This window comes from Paenibacillus amylolyticus (assembly GCF_001570725.1).
Taxonomy (GTDB): Bacteria; Bacillota; Bacilli; order Paenibacillales; family Paenibacillaceae; genus Paenibacillus; species Paenibacillus amylolyticus_A.
In genome coordinates this window covers 147,721-169,088 of record NZ_BCNV01000007.1, presented here as the reverse complement: position 1 = coordinate 169,088, position 21,368 = coordinate 147,721, and the positions used below count along the sequence as shown (strand labels likewise).

General features: G+C 48.1%; 14 protein-coding genes. 11 read left to right on the top strand and 3 right to left on the bottom strand.

The window, feature by feature from the left end; genetic code table 11:
• Positions 1–222: 222 nt before the first annotated feature.
• The 4 genes from PAHA3_RS25550 (at position 223) to PAHA3_RS25535 (ending at position 5,431) form a co-directional block, all read left to right on the top strand.
• On the top strand, positions 223–1,509 hold the full coding sequence (locus PAHA3_RS25550; protein ID WP_062837476.1) for a sugar ABC transporter substrate-binding protein: 1,287 nt from the start codon (positions 223–225) through the stop codon (positions 1,507–1,509).
• Positions 1,510–1,805: 296 nt separating this feature from the next.
• The gene (locus PAHA3_RS25545; protein WP_062837475.1) at positions 1,806–3,161 is read left to right on the top strand and encodes a sugar ABC transporter permease; all 1,356 of its coding nucleotides are present in this window, start codon (positions 1,806–1,808) and stop codon (positions 3,159–3,161) included.
• Positions 3,158–3,994 carry a sugar ABC transporter permease gene (locus PAHA3_RS25540; protein WP_017690474.1) on the top strand — a complete coding sequence of 279 codons (837 nt, stop codon included), beginning with the start codon at positions 3,158–3,160 and terminating at the stop codon, positions 3,992–3,994. Before PAHA3_RS25545 ends, PAHA3_RS25540 begins: the two co-directional genes overlap by 4 nt.
• Positions 3,995–4,144: 150 nt before the next feature.
• Positions 4,145–5,431 (top strand): MFS transporter, encoded by a 1,287-nt coding sequence (locus PAHA3_RS25535; RefSeq protein WP_062837474.1) that lies wholly within the window; start codon positions 4,145–4,147, stop codon positions 5,429–5,431.
• 147 nt (positions 5,432–5,578) lie between these two features.
• Here PAHA3_RS25535 and PAHA3_RS25530 read toward each other — a convergent pair whose 3' ends face one another.
• On the bottom strand, positions 5,579–7,735 hold the full coding sequence (locus PAHA3_RS25530) for an alpha-amylase family glycosyl hydrolase (protein ID WP_153028305.1): 2,157 nt from the start codon (positions 7,733–7,735) through the stop codon (positions 5,579–5,581).
• 452 nt (positions 7,736–8,187) lie between these two features.
• On the opposite strand from PAHA3_RS25530, the gene PAHA3_RS25525 reads away from it, so the two are divergent.
• The 3 genes from PAHA3_RS25525 to PAHA3_RS25515 are packed head-to-tail and all read left to right on the top strand — an operon-like array spanning position 8,188 to position 12,400.
• A complete protein-coding gene (locus tag PAHA3_RS25525; protein WP_062837567.1) occupies positions 8,188–9,567 on the top strand; it encodes an alpha/beta hydrolase in 1,380 nt (459 codons plus the stop codon).
• On the top strand, positions 9,564–10,982 hold the full coding sequence (locus PAHA3_RS25520; RefSeq protein WP_062837473.1) for a hypothetical protein: 1,419 nt from the start codon (positions 9,564–9,566) through the stop codon (positions 10,980–10,982). Before PAHA3_RS25525 ends, PAHA3_RS25520 begins: the two co-directional genes overlap by 4 nt.
• Positions 10,976–12,400 (top strand): ANL family adenylate-forming protein, encoded by a 1,425-nt coding sequence (locus PAHA3_RS25515; RefSeq protein WP_062837472.1) that lies wholly within the window; start codon positions 10,976–10,978, stop codon positions 12,398–12,400. The genes PAHA3_RS25520 and PAHA3_RS25515 overlap by 7 nt, the downstream gene beginning before the upstream one ends.
• Before the next feature lie 389 nt (positions 12,401–12,789).
• Here PAHA3_RS25515 and PAHA3_RS25510 read toward each other — a convergent pair whose 3' ends face one another.
• Both PAHA3_RS25510 and PAHA3_RS25505 read right to left on the bottom strand, forming a co-directional pair.
• Positions 12,790–14,562: an alpha-glycosidase gene (locus PAHA3_RS25510; protein WP_062837471.1), complete on the bottom strand. Its 1,773-nt coding sequence runs from the start codon at positions 14,560–14,562 to the stop codon at positions 12,790–12,792.
• Positions 14,563–14,786: 224 nt separating this feature from the next.
• The gene (locus PAHA3_RS25505) at positions 14,787–15,368 is read right to left on the bottom strand and encodes a hypothetical protein (RefSeq protein WP_062837470.1); all 582 of its coding nucleotides are present in this window, start codon (positions 15,366–15,368) and stop codon (positions 14,787–14,789) included.
• Between the two features lie 388 nt (positions 15,369–15,756).
• Between PAHA3_RS25505 and PAHA3_RS25500 the strand changes: the two genes are divergently transcribed.
• The 4 genes from PAHA3_RS25500 (at position 15,757) to PAHA3_RS25485 (ending at position 21,360) form a co-directional block, all read left to right on the top strand.
• Complete coding sequence (locus PAHA3_RS25500; protein WP_062837469.1) at positions 15,757–17,856, top strand: pectate lyase family protein; 2,100 nt, start codon at positions 15,757–15,759, stop codon at positions 17,854–17,856.
• A gap of 339 nt (positions 17,857–18,195) precedes the next feature.
• Positions 18,196–19,209, top strand: coding sequence for an ABC transporter substrate-binding protein (locus PAHA3_RS25495; RefSeq protein ID WP_062837468.1), 1,014 nt, complete (start codon positions 18,196–18,198; stop codon positions 19,207–19,209).
• A gap of 97 nt (positions 19,210–19,306) precedes the next feature.
• Complete coding sequence (locus PAHA3_RS25490) at positions 19,307–20,320, top strand: FecCD family ABC transporter permease (protein ID WP_062837467.1); 1,014 nt, start codon at positions 19,307–19,309, stop codon at positions 20,318–20,320.
• Entirely contained in the window at positions 20,317–21,360 is a 1,044-nt protein-coding gene (locus tag PAHA3_RS25485) for a FecCD family ABC transporter permease (protein ID WP_062837466.1), read from the top strand. The genes PAHA3_RS25490 and PAHA3_RS25485 overlap by 4 nt, the downstream gene beginning before the upstream one ends.
• Positions 21,361–21,368: the final 8 nt, after the last annotated feature.

Genomic DNA, 21,368 nt, shown 5'->3' with positions numbered 1-21,368 from the left:
ATTGTATGATGTGATTGTTATTGTAGCGCTTACATCAACGGATTTACATACTTCTTGACTTGTTTCCCCCTACATATTGAACGGAGAGGTCATCTTGTCTTCCATTTGAGCAAACGTTTGTACAAAAGTGAACATGGGATGCAAAACCTGACAACTTACGCAGACAAAAGGGTGAAAAGCGCGAACTTCGTTGGACCAAGCAGAGGGAAGGGGACATTTTACATGAGAAAATGGCAAGGGGCAACATTGTCCGTCATGATGGCTTTTACGCTGGCTGCGTGCTCTACGGGAGGCGGAAGTACATCTCCAACTACGGCTGGTGAGAATCCAGAGGAGGTTGTAGAGCTGACAGCTGAGAACCTGCAGCCGGAAGAAGGTGCAACCCTGGTCATCTGGGAGGACAAAAATCAAAGCAGCTTTATTGAGCAAAGAGCCAAAAAATTCGAAGAGAAGTATGGGGTAACGGTCAAAATGGAGGAATTGCCTCCAACCGATCAGGTAACCAAGCTGACAACGGATGGCCCAGCGGGTCTGGCGGCAGATGTCGTTGTTTTCCCACATGATAAAATTGGTAGCGCTTCAGAGGCGGGACTTATTCTGCCCAATGACATATTCGAAGCAGAGACCTCAGAGAACACCAGCGACAACGCACTGAAGGCGGTGACGTTCAAGGATATCCTGTACGGCTATCCGTACAGCGTGGAGACCTATGCTCTTTTTTACAACAAAGCATTGTATCCAGAAGCTCCGAAAAACTTTGATGAGATTATTAGTTTCGCCAAGACGTTTAATAACGTGAAATCCAATCAGTATGCGCTGATGTGGGAATTGCAGCAATTTTACTATAACTATGCTTTCCTGGCTTCACAGGGGGGTTATATTTTTGGAGACAACGGGATGGATAGCGCCGATCTCGGTCTGAATAACGAAGGAGCCCAGAAGGGTGGACAGTTCTTACAGACACTGAAGTCGGAAGTGCTGCCGCTCAAGATGGGTGACGTGAACTATGATATCAAAAAAGGATTATTCTCCAGCGGAAAACTCGCTATGGACATTAATGGTCCGTGGACCATTGCCGATTATCGCAATGCAGGTATTGATTTTGGCGTTGCTCCGCTTCCGGCAATCGATGGCAAACCGATGACCTCCTTCTCAGGTGTTAAAGCCTATTATGTAAATGCATTTACACAATACCCGAATGCGTCGAAGCTCTTGGCAGCGTTCCTTTCCAATGAAGAAGCTCAGATGGAGAACTTTGACCTGAACGGTACACTTCCTGCGAACAAAAACGTAGCTGCTGATCCGAAGTTGCAAGAGGACTCAATCAATAAGGCATTCCTGGAACAGTTCAATAACTCAACACCAATGCCTTCGCTTCCTGCCATGGACAGCGTATGGGGACCAATCACATCGGCCATTACGGATATCTGGGATACCGATAAGGACGTGAAGGCATCGCTGGACAATGCTGTGAAACAGATCCAGGAAAGCCTTGCTACCGTCCAATAGGAACGAACGACGAATGCGAAGATATGCATAAGCCTGCATGAATTGAACTTCAAATTTACACAAAAACGGAGAGGACAGAAGAAAGCTGAAGAAGTGAAACTAAAAGCTTTCTGAAAGAAAGCTACTTCGGAAGCATAAGCTCGCCTTTATCACCGGATTTTCCCTTTTGGAAAAGGGATCGAAAAAAATCTGGGGATAACAGTGATCGGAAGCTTGTTCTGTCATCGGAGTGGTCAGTGTAAGTACAATATTGTTCAAATCATACAGGTTAGCAATAGGCGGGGAGGAGAGAGCGAATGCAACAGCAGCATGTCCCGGTGCCTGTTGGACCGAACAGGGAAAGACAGCACCGGATGACAGCGGTCATATGTTCCATCATACTGCAAGGTCTTGGACAGCTTTACAATCGACAATGGATTAAGGGAATTTGTCTACTGTTACTGGAGGGAGCAGGGCTTGCGTACCTGCTTCCTCGCCTGTCACAGGCTGTATGGGGCATATGGACACTGGGGGAGAATACACAGCGTTTTGTCAAAGTGAATGGGTCCACCGTACTTCAAAGGGGAGACCATTCCATCTTTTTGCTGTTGGATGGCATTATTGTACTGCTGGTGTTTTTTGTGTTTATTCTGATCTATATCCTGAATATCCGGGATGCGTACGTCACGGGACTTGCGAGGGAGGAAGGCAAGCAGACCTTGGGCGCAGCGGCATCGCTCCGAAACATGATGGACAAAAACTTTCCGTATCTGTTCCTGTCCATCCCGGCACTGGGCATACTTTTCTTCACCGTTATGCCCATCCTGTTTACGATCACGATTGCATTTACCAACTATTCGGCTCCGGATCATATTCCGCCAGCCAAACTTGTGGATTGGGTGGGCTTCAAGACGTTCAGTGATCTGATCCAGTTGAAATCCTGGAGTCAGACATTCTATGGCGTGCTCACTTGGACGGTCATCTGGGCCATCCTGGCTACAGTCACCACCTATTTTGGCGGCGTACTTGTAGCACTGTTGATTGAACAGCGGGGCATCCGCTTCAAGAAGCTGTGGCGGACCATTTTCATTCTGCCTTATGCCATCCCGCAAATCATCTCCCTGCTGCTCATGCGTAATCTGTTCAATGGTCAGTTTGGTCCGATCAATACGTACATGAGAGCGTTTGGACTGGAGGGATTACCCTGGCTGACAGATCCGTTCTGGGCTAAGGTCACCGTCATTGTTGTCAACATGTGGATCGGTATTCCGGTCAGTATGGTGCTGATTCTGGGTGTATTGACAGCCATCCCTCGTGACCTCTATGAGGCTGCCGAAGTGGACGGAGCATCTGCGTTTCAGAAGTTCAGGATCATTACGATGCCGTTCATTCTTTTTGCCACAACTCCGGTACTCATCATGCAGTTCGCCGGAAACTTCAACAACTTCAATGTCATCTTCCTGCTGACCAACGGAAATCCGCTACGGGGAGACTACCAATACGCAGGGGCCACGGACCTGCTGGTGACCTGGCTCTACAAGCTCACGCTCGACAATAACAAGTTCAACATGGCTTCAGCGGTAGGCATTATCATTTTCCTCATTATTGCTTCATTCTCCATCTGGAACTTCCGCCGCTCCAAATCATTCAAGGAGGAGGACATGATTCAATGAAGACACGTAATAATCCACTGCGTCTGGCCCTGAGTTATGTGCTGTTGCTGATCATCGCCGTTGTCTCCATCTACCCGGTACTCTGGATCTTTCTCTCTTCCTTGAGACCCGGCGCGGCATTGTTCAGTGAACGGTTGTGGCCCGAAGCATTTACGCTGACCCATTACGGTGAGCTGTTTAATAACCCGTCCTTTATGTACGGCAGATGGTATATGAATACGCTGAAAATTGCCTTTTTCACGATGATCTTCTCCACGTTGATGGTGACGCTCGGGATGTATGCACTGTCCCGCTTTCGGTTCCGTGGACGTAAAACCATTCTCTCCACTATGCTGATCCTTGGCATGTTCCCGAGCTTTATGAGCATGATTGCGATCTATATCATTTTGCTGCAAATTAAATTGCTCGACACCCACGCTGCGCTCATCCTGGTCTATTCTTCAGGGGCGGTACTGGGCGGATTTATCGTCAAAGGTTTCTTTGACACCATCCCGCGCAGTCTGGACGAAGCGGCGCGCATGGATGGTGCGAGTCACCTGCGGGTATTCACCAGCATCATCCTGCCCTTATCCAAGCCGATGCTGACTTATGTGGCACTAACCAGTTTTACTGGTGCGTGGATGGACTTTATCTTCGCCCGGCTGGTGCTGCGGACGAAGGAGAACTGGACGCTTGCAGTAGGCATGTGGGATCTGGTCAACCGTTATCAGGACAGTAACTTTACGATGTTCGCTGCGGGTGCAGTTCTGATCGCCATTCCAATTACTCTGCTGTTCGTTTTCCTACAGCGATTCCTTGTTCAAGGGCTGACGGCAGGAGCTTCGAAAGGGTAATACCGTGCCATAACAGCATAGTCAGCCGTGATACTTGCGGCACAACCCAACCAGGCACTTCCGCAATGTCATGTCTTTGTCGACTGACAGAGCTGCGGAAGTGCCTGGTTCTGCATGGGCTCGAATCATGATTAGGGAGGAACGTGATGTATGGGCATGAACCCGTCCAGTGAGCCCGAGATTATGGGATACCAAGATGGACAAGCTGCATTGCAAAATACCAAAGCTCCGCGAACACTTTGGCGTAATGTTACCTTTCGAAGGATTTTGTACGGCTACGGGATCTCGGTCTTTGGAGATTGCTTCAATGGGATTGCGATCAGTCTGTGGGTGTTACAGACCACGGGGAGTGCGAAGAGCATGGCAGCCGTACAGATCTGCAATATGGCCGTCAGCTTTTTGTTTGGATCGGTGGCGGGTACGGTTGCAGACCGATTGGATCGTAGGAAGCTGATGCTGGCCTCGGATGTATTTCGCGGTGTAATGGCGGTACTGATTGCGGTTAGCTTATTCGGCTGGCATGCGCCGTTCCCGGTGGTACTCTTATTACTCTCGCTCTCCATGTTTTCAAGTCTGTTTCAGGCACCTGCATTCCACGCCTCTGTAGCAAGTATGGTTGGCAGAGAGCATATTCAACAAGCGACCGGAACCATTCATATGGTGGATAACCTTGCCCGAATCAGCGGACTAGCGGCGGCGGGAGTGGCTGTTGCTGCTTTTGGCGGATTCGTTGCCATATTAATTACAGGGGCAACCTTCCTGTTGTCCGCAGTCTGTGTGCTGATGGCGGGCCGTTTTCCAGAGGTACAGCGATCCGATAGTCAGCAGACCACGTTTGCTCAGGAGTGGCGCAGTTCTTTTGGCTACATCTATCGAAATCCTTTGATCCGATCCATTGTATTGCTCAATCCGGTGCTGATTTTATTTTTCATGTCAGCCATGATGCTGGTTCAAGTGATGGCGGTCAAGGTATGGGAGGCGAATCCGGTACAGTTTGGATTAATTGAGACCTGTATTCCACTCGGATATATGATTGGCTCTGCGCTGCTAATTGCTTCGGGGAAACGATTGAAGCGAAGAGGGAGATGGGTATTTATCGGTCTGATTGTATTGGGGCCGATATATATATTTTTGGCGAATGTATCCTCACCGATCATGGCATTGCCTTTAATCGTAGGCGGAGGTGCGATGTTCGCCTGCTGTACGATGCTCACCCAGATTATGCTGAGGACAGCCGTTCCAGACGAGCTGCAAGGAAGGGTCTATGGTGTCGTTGGAACAATCACCAGTACAGCGCCCATTCTGGGATTGACGGTTGTCTCCGTATTGGCAGATCAATGGGGGGCAGCTTCTGTGCTGCAAGGTGTGGGCATCTTGCTCCTCGCCACAGGTATTCTGGCAGCCACAACATTGAAGTCCATCCGAACCTATCAATAACTTTCTAAGGTCGATCAAGTAATATGAAGTGAACCGACTTGTACACCTCCAACTGAGACAGGATAGAAGCAATCTGGCTAGGTACAGCAAAACCCGGAGCATACGCTGCGTTAGCGTTACTCCGGGTTAGCTTGTGAACTGAATATTCTATTGCCAGTTTACATTTACAGTCGCAGTACCGCTGTTTGGTGTGGTGAACGTGTGGTTCGAACCACCTTCCCACGTAATGGTTGCACCATTTTTCTTGAAGAATTTGAACTCCAGTTGTTTTCCAGCGGGCACGCTCACATCATAGTACCAAGTTGGGTAGGCGTGGATAACTTGATTGAAAGCAGGGCCAATAGCTGTTGTGCCCGTACTCCAGTTGCCCAGTTCTGCCACGTTACCTGTCAGATAGATGTTCTGACCCAGTGTGGTGGACGCATTATTAATGACAAATCGTACAGTGACCTGATCACCCGTAAGGATGGTAAAGTTGTTATAAGCATTGCTGTTAACGCCGTTCGCAGCTACTTTCACAGCATAATTGCCTGCGGCAACAGCTGGAATGGTAACTTTGATCTGCGTATCTTCCCAGGATGTGATCGCAGCACCGGTAACGGCTGTTGTACCGAAGTATACGGTGCCTTTGGTGGCACCGAATCCACGTCCGCTAATCGTAACGACATTCCCCGGTTTGCCCATGACAGGACCTACATGTCCGATCGTTGGTGTTGTTTCGCTCGTTGTATACTGCCAGACCGCGGTTGCTCCGGCTGCCAGGGTGAATGAAGAGACGGTACCATTGGTGGAAGTGATGTTATTACCGTTCAGTGTGCCGCCCAGTACATCGGTGTAGTTGCCTGTTGGCAGTGAAGTGCTTAGATTCGCAATGCTCGCTGGTGTGGAGAGATTACGGTTCACCGCAACAACGGCTACACTTTTGCCAAATTTGCGTTCATAGATATACACATCATTATTGATCCAGCGCTGCTGCGTGGAGCCATAGGCAATTGCCGGATTGGATTTGCGCAGAGGGGCCAGCTTACTGATCACGTTAAAAGCAGTCGTTGTTTTGGAGAAAGAAGGCATTTTGGCCCGATTATCAGGGTCTCCGTTTCCAGTCAGATATTGCTCGGTACCATAATAGATGGCAGGTACGCCGCGTGAAGTCAGCGTGAAGGCAAGCGCCTGTTCCAGACGACGATTGTTCACGGCACTTGTTTTGAACCGATCCATATCATGGTTGTCGATGAACGTAACTTGATCATTCACCTGATTGTAATCTGCTGCTGTACCTGTGATCATCGAATCGAGGGCATACATGTTGGATGTGTTATCCCGGAAGACGTTACGTACGGCAGAGTTAAAGCGGAAATCAAGCAGGCTCATCCCGGATTCATTAGCAAATTCCGTGTTATCCGCATCGGATGCAGCAGATCCTAGGAACCATTCACCGAAGGTGAATACAGGTTTATGTGCATAGATGGAGGACATCCAACTCTTTTGCCAGCCGAGAGGCATATGTTTCACCGCATCAACGCGAATGCCATCCACGCCCATGTCGAGCCATAGCTTGATCGCGTCTTTGAAATATTGATCAATGGTGCTGTTATTGTGGTTCAGGTCAGCGAGGTCATAGAGGTTTTTGTAGATACCATTCTCCAGGGAGGAAAAATCGGAGCCGCCGTTGTGATGGAAATATCCATTTGTATCATTCGTGTATCCGCCAACAAGATTACCGTTATCGTACAACTTGCCATTCTCAGCAAAGGACGTATCGGTTTCCATGGCAGGAGACGTATGGTTCGGTGCAAAGTCAATGACGATCTTGATGCCTTTGGCATGAGCGGTTGTAATCAGATTTTGAAAGTCAGCCATCGTTCCGAAATACGGATTGGTCTTCTTAAAATCACGTGCCCAGTAACCATGATAAGCTGTGTTGATCACGCCGCCGTAGTTGATGGTGGCAAAGATGTTTTCGACCGGCTGGGAGATCCAAAGTGCTGTAACGCCCAGATCACTGAAATAGTTATCGTTGATTTTGTTGATCAGACCCTGCCAGTCGCCGCCGCAATACAACTTCAGGTTGCTACATGTTGCATCGTAGGCAGCTCCGGTGGGATTGTTGGAAGGATTGCCGTCCAGGAAGCGGTCCGTAAAGATCTGATAGATGACGTCTGTACTAAAGTTCTGCTTGTTGGTAACTGCGGTATCCGCATCGGCATAGATCGCGGAAGCAGGCAGATAGGGAAGTGCGCCCCCTGCAAGTAAACTGAGTGTCAGTGTTGTGCTGAGGAGTACGCGTTTGGCCATTTGAAACATAGTAATCCACCCTTCTCGTGAATGTAGTAGTTTAGATAAACAACCAACCTGGTTCTTGAATAATAGCGCTTTCAATACAGCGGAGTGTTACGCAGTGGATTGAAGACTTCCCTCCTTTTGACACGCCAACAACCCCGGCATCTCCTTCGGGAGTTACCGGGGTTGTCCTAAACCGCTCTGGTTTAAAAGCATGGCCCTCGAGTTATGATCACAACGTTATCGTAAGAAATATTGGATCTTATGTCAATAACTTTTTTGGGAGCATTTATTTTCTATTTTTATGTTTACAAAAGCACGTCCGGGGATTTAAACTATTCGCAGATTCACAATATAAGGGCTATGTATCCCGGGACACTTACGCGTGTTCTGAGACAACCCCGTCTCTTCTGAGGCGGGGTTATTTGTTTGTATTATGCAGTCGAATCGGGAGAAGAAAGGCGGTTGATGATCAGTTGAGTAGCCATTCTGTTATCGAATGTTTGGAAGGTGTTCATGCGTCGCGGCTCGGCAATATCCGCAATATTCATGTGTATCTTCCGCCCGGTTACCATGAGCAGGCAGATCGGCATTATCCTGTGCTGTACGTTCATGCAGGACAACGGGCTTTTGGTCCATCTGGGCCAGGCAATGAAACATGGCATATGGATCAGGCAGCGGACGGACTAATTGCCTCCGGGCAGATCGAATCCCTGATTATTGTTGGTATTGCACATGTCCGTCCAGTAACGCACAACGAATTCTACCACTTCATTGCTCCGAAGAGAGAGGCCGTGAGTGTGGGGTGCTCAGGCATCGACTATGAGCATTTCATCATTCATGAACTCAAGCCGCTCATTGATCATCGTTACCGTACACTGCCGGACAAGTCGAATACCGGGTTGTTGGGTTCATCTGCCGCGGCACTTTGTACATTGCACATGGGGATGAGAAATCCGGATGTTTTCGGAAAACTGATCATGATGTCGCCATTCTATGTGGATGTGCAACTGGACGACACATCGGAAAGTGGACTGTTGGAAGAAAACATGTATCGCTTGCCAGAAGAGGTACCCGACGTTCGAATGTGGATGGATATTGGAGATACGGAAGGTCTGTTTCTGCCTTCCCAGGTCAGAAGGGTAGCTCATCAATTACTTGAACGCGGAGTAGGATCGGGTGAGGAATTGGCATTTCTGGAACAGCCGGGTGCCTGTCATCAGGAAGGTGACTGGGGAGCACGCGTGCACCTCCCGTTACTGTACATGTTCGGCCACGTGGGTAAGCCCTCCTCGCTCGAACTGCTTGGAAGGGATGTCATCGGACTACAGGGGGGAATGACCGTGTGCATCAATGCAAGAGTGCACTACGAGAGAGGATTGGTTCAGAGTCTGCTGCACGGAAATTATACTTCAAGTGACCCGGATGTCATTCAGGTTCGTCCGAGTGGAGAGCTGGTGCCTGTCGGTATTGGAAGTGCATCGATCACGCTGACGATGGGGGAACTGTCTACTACACGCATCTATACGGTTGTTCCTGAATTGTCCACTCATGTGGAGGTCTGCATTCATGCAGAGGTAACCTCAAAGGAAGAGACGGAGGAAACGATATATGGCGGGATGGGCATGAAGCTTGCCCGTTCCGGTAAAGGTCGATATGAAGGTTGTTACCGAGTCCCACGTGATAGTGGGTTCTCCTTCCGATTTACTCGCGGTTTCCGTCGTTTCGAGACCGATGTGGATGGCAAACCTATTGCCAATCGGGTATTTCGAGCGACAGAGGATATGTCTGTGCATTACCTAATCCATTCCTGGGGTAGTACGTCAGCCAAAACGGGAACAGGAGGCCCAAAATGATCATTCCTTCATTTGCTCCAGTGTTGGACATTCCCTATTATTATCCCTGCAATTTCCCTCTGATTCATGAAGTGCTCCATCGACAAGGATCTATCACAAGTCTTGCACTGCTGGCGGCAAGTCGGTTGTACAGCCTTCCTTCGTGCGGGGATAACGTACTGGTGAAGCCTTATTTTCACAAACTGGATTATATAGAGCCGATCTGGGAGATGTATGGTCAGCGGCAGCTGGACAGCTTCGAGGAAGGCAAGACGGAGATCCGGCAGCATATCGGCGAAGGTGGGCTTTTTCTGGCTACAGGAACCAGTTATCATCTGCCTTACTGTGAGGATTATCAGAATCCTGAGTACATCCGCAAACACGTGAAGCAAGGCTCCCGACTGCATCTGGTAGACCATTGGATTGCCGTGTATGGTTTGGAAGAGGAGCATGTTCACGTCTATGATCCCGTGCCCTCCAAGTATAAAGGGAAGGTTGCCCAAAGAGCCTTTCATGATTTCTGGAAAGGGAACCAAAGCATACCCGAGCTTGCTCAGGCGAAGCGCAAAGAAGAACTCCGAACGTTTGGCACCATGGACATCCGGGCGACTGTGAAGCTTGACTCTGCGGGTTATCGAGATATGTTGACCCAGGCGTTAACAACACAGATTGAAGAGTTTCTAACAGGCCGGACGATTATACAAGGAGAGCGGAATTATTATTTTGGACATGCGGTGTCTTTGCAGCTCCTAGATGCGTTGCATGCGGCGAATGAAGGTGATCAGGCCAATGAAATGTTAATATCCGGTCTGCTGTTTGATATGCGATGGAGCCGGTATTTTCTTCGAGATCTTCTTCAGGAGTCTGCGTTATGGCTGGGTTCTCCACTTGATCAATATGCAAGAGAATTCAGTAATATCATTGCTCGGTGGGAGAAGGCATACAATATGCTGCAGGTCAGCCGGATGAAGCACCGTGAGCAGTGGAAAGTACAGCTAACAGGTGTCATTAAAATGTTGGTCACGGATGAATGGCAATGGTATGAGTCACTTCGACAGTCCATACCTCAGGCAGATTGCTTTCAACGTCAGACCATGCCGATGATTGGAGAAGAACACAGGGAGGCCTTGCTCCGTATCGTATTGGATAGTTGCCGAGAGCTAAACGCTTACCACAATACATCGATTCCACTTGGTGAGGGTGGTAACGCTCCACTGTACGGACGAAGTGGCCAACTGGATTCGCTGGAACTGGTGTCATTGCTTGCAGTGGTAGAGCAGGGAATCGAAGATCGATGGGGAACAGGAATGAGCGCCGCTCTGGCGGAGATGGCTGCTGCTTCTTTGCCGGAAAGTCCTTATCAGACTGTAGGTTCACTTGTTGATTATCTCGCACAGCAATGGGCGCCTGCCCGTGAGGAGGATGCACAGTGGTAATCCAATTCTTGCTTGAACGATTCGCGGAACAGGGACAGCAACCTGCACTGATCTGGAAGGATCAGGAGTACAGCTATCGGTGGCTGCTGGAACAGGTTGGCATCATGGGTGAGTGGATTACAGCAGAAGGGCTGACGGGGCAACTTGTAACGCTGGAGGAAGACTACTCCCCCTATGCCGCGGCAGCATTGGTTGCTTTGCTCGGACAAGGGTGCATCGTGCTTCCCATGGATAGGTACCTGGTTGAAGCCAAACGAGAGGAATATATCCAACTGGCACAGGTGAAATGGCGTTTGGGCATTGAAGAAGGCAAGTTGTGTATTCGGCATACGTGTGAATCCTCTGGAGAGGTTCCCGTGTTGTTATCCTCGCTGGCACAGGAGGGCGTAGGGGGCCTGGTCCTCTTTTCATCCGGATCAACCGGAGTGAGTAAAGCGACTGTGCATTGTGCAGATCGGCTGTTACATCGTTTTCGGCGGCAGGTTCGGCCCTTGCGAACGATTCCATTCATGATGTTTGATCATATCGGCGGTGTGAATACGATGCTGCAATCCCTGTCCAGTGGGGGATGTCTATGTATCATTGCGGATCGATCTCCTGAAGAAGTGTGCCGGACGATTGAGAAATTCCATGTTCAGGCCCTGCCGGCCTCACCGACGTTCATGAATCTGTTGATGTTGGGCAGAAATGATGAGGGATATGATCTATCCAGTCTCGAAGTGGTGTCGTATGGATCGGAAGTGATGCCTGAATCCATACTGGCAGCCTGGAACCGGAGATTTCCACAGATCAGAACGATACAAGCCTATGGCATGTCTGAACTTGGTATTCTGCCAACCCGCTCCAAAGAGCCAGGCTCGGTGCTGTTTTCCATTCAAGATGAAGAGGTCAAGTATCGGGTGGTGGAAGGAGAATTGCAGATTCATACGGAAACCGCGATGATCGGATATCTAAATGCCCCATCCCCCTTTACAGAGGATGGATGGCTGCGAACAGGAGACGAAGCCGTGCTGGAGCAAGGGTACATTCGTATTCTGGGACGTCGTTCCGAGATCATTAACGTAGGGGGACGGAAAGTGTATCCTGCCGAGGTTGAGGGTGTTTTGGAGCAGATGGAATGTATTGAAGCGGCCGTAGTTTCGGGAGACCAGAGCGGCATCACCGGTCAGAGGGTGAAGGTGACCGTACGACTGGCTACAGAATGTACTCTTACAGATCTGAGACGATCCATCTGGGAATATTGTCTGGACAAGCTGCCTTCATACAAAATTCCGCAGAAAATCGTGATTACGCAAGAGCTGCTCGTAAGTTCGAGAATGAAGAAAATACGAAAACCGATGACTTCGCTGCCGTTGGCCTCGGTTGGGGAAGAGGTCGCGGCAACCAATGAATATCAGGCGGAGATTAGAGAACGTTAACCTTATCTGGAAACGTGAACGGAACAGAAAAGGAGCTACCTCAAATAGCTTCACCTCGCTCGAATCGCTATCGCTAACGAACCTCAAACGTCGTATTAAGGGGATAATCAAGAAAAGTAAAACCTAACGAATCTCAGTAACGTTATTGCATCAAAATACGGCTTCTGCTTGCGAAAATCGACTTATTGGACGAAATATGGTTGCTCTGATTCGTTAGGTATTTAGCCCACGTATAATGAAGCAAATAACGTGTTCTGGGTTCGTTAGAATATAACGTATAAGATTCATAAGATGTATCAGACATATAAGATACAGAAGAGGCTGTTCCCCAGGCGTATGACCTGGAGGACAGCCTCTTTGAAGTTTTTTCCTTGTTAGCTGTATTTATCTCAGGCCTCAGCTGGTTGTTTCACCTCAAGTTGCATCAGGGAGAATCCGTATGCTTCCAGATCGAGGGTTAGTTTATTTTGCCGAGCTTCCACGGTGTTTGCTGTGAATAGATTTCGCCAGACGTTACGATCTGCCAAGGGGAGTTCCAGTGTACACGGCTCATCACCCGCATTCAGCACAAGAAGCATACGTTCACCTGAATTCGAATCCAATCGTTCGATGGCAAGACAAGGGTCTCCGGCTTTTGCATATACAATCTTCAGTTCCGTGCTGCGTAGGGCAGGGTGCTGTTTGCGAAGGGCAATCGTACGGGTGAAGAATTCCAGAAGCTCACGGTTCTGTTTGGTCTCATCCCACTCCATACACTTGCGGCAACCCGGATCATATCCCCCATCAAGTCCCACTTCGTCTCCATAATAGATACATGGTACACCTGGATACGTAAGCAGCAACGTAACGGCAAGCTTCATTTTGCGTTCATCTCCATCACACAAGGACAGCAGTCTGGGTGTATCATGACTTCCAAGCAGATTGAAGGCTGCTTCCGTTACAGGCTGTGAATAGGCTGCGAGCAGTTTGCCGATCTCATTCGCGAAGCCAAGTCCATCCAGCTTTCCGTGCACCGTGTAGTCCAATACCGAATTAGTAAATGGATAATTCATCACGGCATCGAACTGGTCTCCCTGAAGCCACATGAGCGAATCATGCCAGATCTCACCAAGCAAATAGGCGTCAGGCTTGATGGCCTTTACCGTCTGACGGAATTCGCGCCAGAATTGATGATCCACCTCATTCGCCACATCTAGCCTCCAGCCGTCAATGTCCATCTCCTCAATCCAGAAACGTCCTACCTCCAGCAGGTATGCTTTCACTTCAGGGTGTTCCGTATTCAGCTTCGGCATGAGCGGCTCAAAGGCAAAGGTGTCATAAGTCGGTATACCATCCTCCACACGCGGCGGCCAATCTTTAATGTAGAACCAATCTGCGTAGGGGGAGGCAGCTCCATTCTTCATCACATCCACAAAAGGAGGGAACTCTCTCCCGGAATGATTAAATACCGCATCCAGAACAACGCGTATACCTCGCTGATGACAGGCGTCCACAAAGGCTTTGAACTGTTCATTGGTTCCAAAGTGAGGATCAACTTTCATGTAATCACCTGTATTGTATTTATGATTCGTCGTGGCCTCGAACAGCGGACAGAAGTAGATGGCATTGATACCGAGCTGGCTGATATGATCCAGATGATCAAGCACACCTTGCAGATCTCCACCAAAGAAGTTCACTGGTGTAGGTTCTCCTCCCCAGGGTTCCGCATTTTTGGGACTGATGGAGGGATCACCATTGGCATAACGTTCAGGGAAAATCTGATAAAACACAGCGTCCTTAACCCAGGCAGGCGGTTCAAATATGTCGACTGGGTTCATAAATGGAAAATCAAAGAATTCAAGTGGATGATCAGGCAACGCCTGCTCGAATCCACGCTCTGTCATCCAGACCGATTCCTCTCCCTGAATCAATTGGAACCCATACCGTAATCTGCGATAGGGAGGTGAAGTCTCGGCTTCCCAATAATCGAACATTTCATCTCGGGCAAAGATGTGCATGGGGATGTGCGTGATCGTCCGATCCCAGGCATATTTGTCCCCGGTAATCGCAATCACCGCATCCAGATCCCCGCGTTTGGACCGAAGTCGCAGGTGCATGGTCGAGCGATCATAAGCATAGGACCAATTGAGTTTGGGGCGATGGTAAATGGCTTCAAGAATCATGTGAATCACTCCTCGTCAGATGATGAAATTCATATCAATGCGGCCATATAAACGCAAAAAAGGCACAACCTCAATTGTTCACGAGGTTGTACCTTTCGGCAGCATAGCCTTTTGATTATAGTGCTATTATACGAACTAACTTAGCAAAAGAAAACACTTTTTTTCCTTAAATTTCAAAATTATTTTATTCGAAATGTAAGACGCATTTCTGCAATTACTATTTTTTAAAAATCAAATCCAAGTTTATTGGCGTATGCAGCAAATTCTTTTTGATACTTCTCGATATTTTTCTTGCCGGCAGCAATTTTGGCATTGGCTTGTTTCAGGACAGCACTGTTTACCGTTGTTTTGGAGACCGCTTTTTTAGCGAGTTGGAATCCTTCCAGCTGTGTGTAGCTACCTTTGATCAGGTTGGCGTGGATTTTTTGCAATTCTGCATTTTGCGGTTTAATCAGCTTCAGCTTGGAAACATATTTGGTGTAGTTAGGAATCGCTGTGTTGGTCAGTTTCAAGAAAACGGACTTGCGATTGGACGATGTAATGTAAAATCCACCTCCCAAAGCATTGAAGGCTTTCTCCTCATATACCGATGCCATATCCAACTGATCAAGGTAGCCCAGGAAATCTTCTTCTTCGACTGTAGGGATCGGTTCTTGTTCTGACGTGTCAATTTCTTCATAGTATTCGTCTTCCGAATATGTAGTAGTTGAGTCATCCGCAGCAGCGGCATAGGACCCTGCAGGTGCGAATACCCCACCAAGCAAAACAAAGCTCATAATAATGGATAGAACCCAAGATTTTTTCACGTTACAATTTCCCCTATCTATAGATGTGATATTATTCCATTGGATAATCTAACATAGTACGACAAGAAATTACAGGTATCATTTTACAGTAATATGGATTTTTCATATCGTTTCATGCTGGTGCATATTGGTGCAGCGTCGTATAGAGCTGTAGTGGAAGCGGTTATTGTAACTAGGTACAAAGAGATATGGCTATGTTTAAACGTGTACATTTGTTCGGGTATTTGAATGAAGTTGGTTCTTTCAGAATGTTTTCAGAAAGGATATATATGCAAAAGTATGCTGTACTTTGGGTTTATTAATTAATACTTTAAACCTATTTCCGTTTGTAGCGGTATGCCCGATAAATAGCATTGGAGTTGATTCATACATATTGGAGGAATAGTTCATGAGTAGAAACAAACGTTTTACCAAAATGATGGTCCTGGCGCTAAGCATAAGTCTTGTGCTCTCGCTTGGGCTGATTCATCCCGCTCAGGCGAGTGAATGGTCCCAGGATACTTTTGAGAATGGGGATACGCAGTGGACGTCTACCGGTGGTAGTTGGTCTGTCGTTCAAGATCAGGGGAACGCAGTGTATTACCAATCGGGCAAGAGCGAGGGCAGAAGTTCGGCAGGGGACGTGGAATGGAGTGATTACGCCGTTGCAGCGGATGTGAAAGTTGTTGATTTTAATGGATCGACTCGAACTTACGTAGCGGGCAGATATACGGATGCGAACAACTACTATGCAGCTTCGTTGTATAACAGTGGTGGCGGAAAACTTGAAATTCGCAAAAAAGTTAATGGATCAACCACAACACTTGCCACGAAATTGGATTATAAGCTGGCAGTGGATACATGGTATAACGTCAAACTTGAAATGAGCGGCCCATCCATTAACATGTACGTGAATGGTGTGTTGGAACTGTCTGCTACAGATACCGATATGACCAAAGGAAGTGCAGGTCTGGTAACGTTGAAGTCCATTGTCATGTACGATAATGTAACCATTTCGAATATCGGAGATCCGGTAACAGAAACGCCAACCGATCCAACGCCGGAGACTCCACCAACGGATCCTTCAACCGAAGTACCACCGACTGATCCGTCCACAGAAACACCACCTACCGATTCTACACCAGAGCCAGAAGTTCCGGATCAGACACCGGAAATGGCTGCATACAATGTGACTGGATTTGCCGCAGCAAATACGACCGGTGGAGGTATCATCGAGGATACCGATTCACGTTATATGCGGGTATATAACGCCAGTGATCTGGCTGTAGCATTGAAGAAAGGTTCCAAAATCAAAGTGGTTGAGATCATGAATGATCTGGACTTGGGTTGGAATGAAATTCCCGCTTCAGCCAAGACGGCTCCTTTTAGCGCCCATAATAACGCCCTGACACATCCTGTACTGATGAAGACGGGTGTCAGCAGAGTGAGCATTGATAACTTTGATGGTCTGACGATTTTTTCGGCTAACGGAGCAACGATCAAACATGCCGCGTTTACATTCAAGCGGAGCAACAATATCATTATTCGTAACCTGGCATTTGATGAACTATGGGAGTGGGACGAAGCTACCAAGGGCAATTATGACAAGAACGATTGGGATTACATTACCTTAGAGAATAGCAGCAACGTCTGGATTGACCATGCAACTTTCCACAAAGCCTATGATGGCCTTGTCGATGTGAAAAAAGGTAGTCGTGGCGTGACGATTTCATGGTCTTCTTTTGTAGGAGATGATCAAGGTCCGAACAGCTGGGTGACTCAGCAGGTGGATGCCCTCGAAGCGAATATGTCGGCTCATCCAATGTATGCTTACCTGCGAAGCAGTGCGGTTGGTATGAGTAAGGAACAGATTATTGCCATTGCATCCAGTCAGAAGAAAGGACATCTGATTGGGGCGACAGAGTTCGCCAGTGATAATGCTGACCTGGAAGTGACCCTGCATCACAATTATTATAAAGATATTCAGGATCGCATGCCGCGTGTACGTGGAGGTAATGTACATGTGTACAATATTGTTATGGATAATGCCGATACTTGGGAGATCAAAAAGAAGATTACATCGAGTATGTCCAAAGCGATCTCAGCTAAAGGATATCATTTTGGAATCACCAGTAATGGAGCAATCTCTACAGAGGATGGCGCTGTATTGTTGGAGAAATCCGTCATTATTGGCGTACAGGACCCGCTGAGAAACAATCAGGTGAGTGCGTCCAAGAGTAATTACACGGGAAAAATCAAGGCAATCGATACGATATACGTATGGAATGGAGCAAGTTATCGAGGGGGAAGTGAGGATGCCAAAAGCCCACTGGCACCAGGCCCGGCAGCTGAGAAATCATTCGCTTGGAACGGATTTGCATCCTTGCCATATAATTACGAAGCAGTTGACCCGGCTGACTTGCAGACGAAACTAAATGCTAGCGGTGGTGCCGGTGCGGGGCAGCTTGTATGGACACCCGTTCAGTGGCTGACAACCAGCTATAATTAAACGGATTGTTAGTTTTTTTATGAGTGATTATGATTAAATATGCAAAATTGAAAACGCCTTGCCGTAGAGGGATTCACGGTGAGGTGTTTTTCTGTAGTCAAAAGAGAGTAACAAAAAAATTACATATATGTATTTACGTAATGAGGATTATATTGACTTATATTATATGTACGTAGTCGAAATTACCTTGTTTAAAGCTGTTTGTGGGGCCTGACAAAGTTCGACATGACGTGAGAACTTTTTCCAAATAAAATGCTTGTATAATGAATTCATCTCCATTACAATACAATTGATAATGAGATTCAATATCATTTACAGAGAAAAGGGGAGTCGGGTTACATGTTCCAAGTAAAGAAAAAGTTATATATTTATGCAGCACTTATTCTGATGATTTCACTGCTTGCTGGTTGTGCTTCAGGTGGAAGTGCTGAGACAACGAATACATCCAGCTCGGCGGCAAGTAGTAATGAGAGTAGTAATGAAAGCGGTACATCAGGTAGTGCAACAGATGATCAAGCAAGAGTGGTCAAACATGCTATGGGCGAAACCACAATTAAGGGAACCCCGCAAAAAATCGTGACCCTGTTCCAGGGTGCCAATGATGTTGTTGTAGCGCTCGGAGTGAAGCCGACAGGTGTTGTCGAATCCTGGGTTCAGCAGCCAGTCTACGAATATCTGAGAGCAGATCTGGACGGAGTAACACAAGTGGGTCAGGAATCCCAGCCCAATCTGGAAGAGATCAACAAGTTGAAACCGGACTTGATCATTGCTACCAAGATCAGACATGAAGAGATCTATGAGCAATTGTCCCAGATCGCACCAACGGTAGTGACGGAAACGTTGTTTGACTGGAAAGAAACCGTGAAGACGACTGGTGAAGCGATGAATATGGTTGAGCAATCAGACAAGCTATTGTCCGATTGGGATGCTCGTGTAGCTGATTTCAAGGCGAAAATGGGTGACCGTCTGCCGATTGAAGCAACCATTACGAACTTTAGAGCCGATCAGGTTCGTATTTTCTACATGGGATACGCAGGCAAAATTCTGAATGAACTTGGGTTCACCAGACCTGCTGGACATGATGCAGACACATGGGGTGTTGAATTGACTTCCAAAGAGAACATTCCCGATATGAATGCGGACATGATCTTTAACTTCAATTCGGGCACCGAAACGGATGCGATTCAGAAAAATTATGATGATTGGACCAGCAGTCCTCTTTGGAAGAATCTTGATGCAGTCAAGAACAACCAACTGATTCAGGTCGATGAAGTGGCCTGGAACATGGCAGGTGGATACACATCGGCCAACATGATGCTGGACGATCTATATAAGCAGTTCAACCTGAACTAATTAACAGGAGCAGGACCTGCCATGCACCAGGACATTCGTTAACGAAGTGTATGGGCAGGCAGGTCTTTTGTCATTTTACAGATGAAAGAGTGAGAATATGTTTCCCCTTTTTACGAAGGCAAGTGCCAAAGTCTGTGGACTGGCTGGTTTATTCATATTGCTTCTACTTGCTTGTCTAGCCAGCATGATTCTGGGACGTACGCATATCACGTTTCAGATGGCATGGGATGCGCTGCAATTCTATGACGAGAGCTCGGTGGAACATGTGGTGCTCTTGACGGAGCGGCTGCCACGTACCATTATTGCCGCTGTCGTTGGTGCAAGTTTGGCCGTGGCGGGTGGACTAATGCAGGCATTAACACGTAATCCGCTTGCATCACCGAGTGTGTTCGGGATCAACGCAGGTGCGATCTTTTTTATTGTCATTGCCATCGTTGTATTATCCGTATCCTCACTCACCACCATGATGTGGTTTGGCTTTGCCGGAGCTGCGGTTGCCGCGGCGATTGTATATGCGCTGGGTTCTCTCGGTCGTGATGGCCTGACACCGATCAAAATAGTACTGGCGGGCACGGCAATCTCAGCATTGTTTGCCTCGTTCACACAGGCTATTCTGGTGCTGGATGGAACCGGATTGCAGGATGTATTGTTCTGGCTTGCCGGTTCAGTAAGTGGTCGGACGTTGGATATGTTATATCCTGTGTTGCCGTACATGACAGGTGCAGCTATTGTTTCTCTGTTCATGGGCAGAGCCATCAATCTGCTGCTGACGGGTGACGATATCGCCAAAGGCATGGGACAGAATATACTTCTGGTCAAGGTACTCATGGGTATTGTTACCGTATTGCTCGCGGGTGGTTCCGTTGCCGTAGCTGGTTCGATCGGTCTCGTAGGTCTGATTGTCCCGCATATCATGCGTGCACTGGTAGGCAACGATTACCGCTGGCTTGTTCCCTACTCTATTGTAGGGGGAGCGATTCTGCTGCTGTCTGCGGATGTGGTTGCAAGACTGGTAATCATGCCGCAGGAAGTTCCACTTGGTGTCATGACTGCACTAATTGGCGGACCTTTCTTCGTGTACATTGCCCGCAAGGGGGTGACGAAGATATGAGGAAGATGTTGACTTTCCGCAACAAAAAAGACACCATCTCGGTGCAATTGGAACGAAAATCACTGGCTGTTATCGGCATATGTATCCTCTTGTTCCTCGTGGCAGGGGTTGTCGGGACCAGTGTGGGCAGTGACTTTATATCTCCGCTGGATGTGCTCAGAACGATATTCGGTGTGAATGCAGGCGAGCATGATTTCGTCGTGCTGACCTTGAGACTGCCACGAGTATTACTATCTTTGCTCGTAGGTGCAGCTCTCGGGATGTCAGGTGCGCTCCTGCAAGGCATTATCCGTAACCCGCTGGCCTCACCGGATGTCATTGGTATCACTGGCGGAGCAGCTGTTGCGGCTGTAGGTTTTGTTACATTGCTGGGCGGAGCGGTAAGTATCAAGCTGTTACCACTGTTTGCCATCGTTGGTGCGCTTGTGACGGCATTGATCATCTACGTACTTGCCTGGAAAAAAGGAGTCAGTCCGATCCGCCTGGTGCTGATCGGGATCGGAGTATCGGCCATTACCGGAGCCGGAACGACCTTTATGCTAATCCTGAGTCCGTTCTACACGGCAGGTCAAGCCTATATCTGGCTGACAGGAAGTATATACGGAGCATCATGGACCGATGTCCGAACCATTCTCCCGGTTATCATTATTGTTGTTCCTTTGGCGATCTGGTTCGCCCGCAGTCTGAATGCACAGGAGTTCGGAGATGATCTGGCCACAGGGCTGGGGGTGACTGTTCAATGGCATCGTTCAGCGTTGTTGTTATGCAGTGTACTACTGGCGGGAATCGCCGTTGCGGTTGCCGGAACCATTGGTTTTGTAGGCCTGATCGCTCCACATATTGCTCGAAAACTGGTTGGACGGATGTTCGGTAGTATGCTAATTGTGTCCGGACTGGTCGGGGCTTTGCTCGTATTCGTCGCAGATTTACTTGCTCGCACAGCCTTTCTACCGCTTGATGTTCCCGCAGGGGTATTCACCGCAGGCGTAGGCGCACCATTTTTCCTGTATCTGTTGTTCAAAAATCGAAATCAGTTTTGAGGAGGAGA

Excerpts from the sequence above, each read along its gene's own strand:
- PAHA3_RS25550 (WP_062837476.1), top strand. The coding sequence starts at position 223 with ATGAGAAAATGGCAAGGGGCAACATTGTCCGTCATGATGGCTTTTACG.
- PAHA3_RS25545 (WP_062837475.1), top strand. The coding sequence starts at position 1,806 with ATGCAACAGCAGCATGTCCCGGTGCCTGTTGGACCGAACAGGGAAAGA.
- PAHA3_RS25540 (WP_017690474.1), top strand. The coding sequence starts at position 3,158 with ATGAAGACACGTAATAATCCACTGCGTCTGGCCCTGAGTTATGTGCTG.
- PAHA3_RS25535 (WP_062837474.1), top strand. The coding sequence starts at position 4,145 with ATGGGCATGAACCCGTCCAGTGAGCCCGAGATTATGGGATACCAAGAT.
- PAHA3_RS25530 (WP_153028305.1), bottom strand. The coding sequence starts at position 7,735 with ATGTTTCAAATGGCCAAACGCGTACTCCTCAGCACAACACTGACACTC.
- PAHA3_RS25520 (WP_062837473.1), top strand. The coding sequence starts at position 9,564 with ATGATCATTCCTTCATTTGCTCCAGTGTTGGACATTCCCTATTATTAT.
- PAHA3_RS25510 (WP_062837471.1), bottom strand. The coding sequence starts at position 14,562 with ATGATTCTTGAAGCCATTTACCATCGCCCCAAACTCAATTGGTCCTAT.
- PAHA3_RS25500 (WP_062837469.1), top strand. The coding sequence starts at position 15,757 with ATGAGTAGAAACAAACGTTTTACCAAAATGATGGTCCTGGCGCTAAGC.
- PAHA3_RS25495 (WP_062837468.1), top strand. The coding sequence starts at position 18,196 with ATGTTCCAAGTAAAGAAAAAGTTATATATTTATGCAGCACTTATTCTG.
- PAHA3_RS25490 (WP_062837467.1), top strand. The coding sequence starts at position 19,307 with ATGTTTCCCCTTTTTACGAAGGCAAGTGCCAAAGTCTGTGGACTGGCT.
- PAHA3_RS25485 (WP_062837466.1), top strand. The coding sequence starts at position 20,317 with ATGAGGAAGATGTTGACTTTCCGCAACAAAAAAGACACCATCTCGGTG.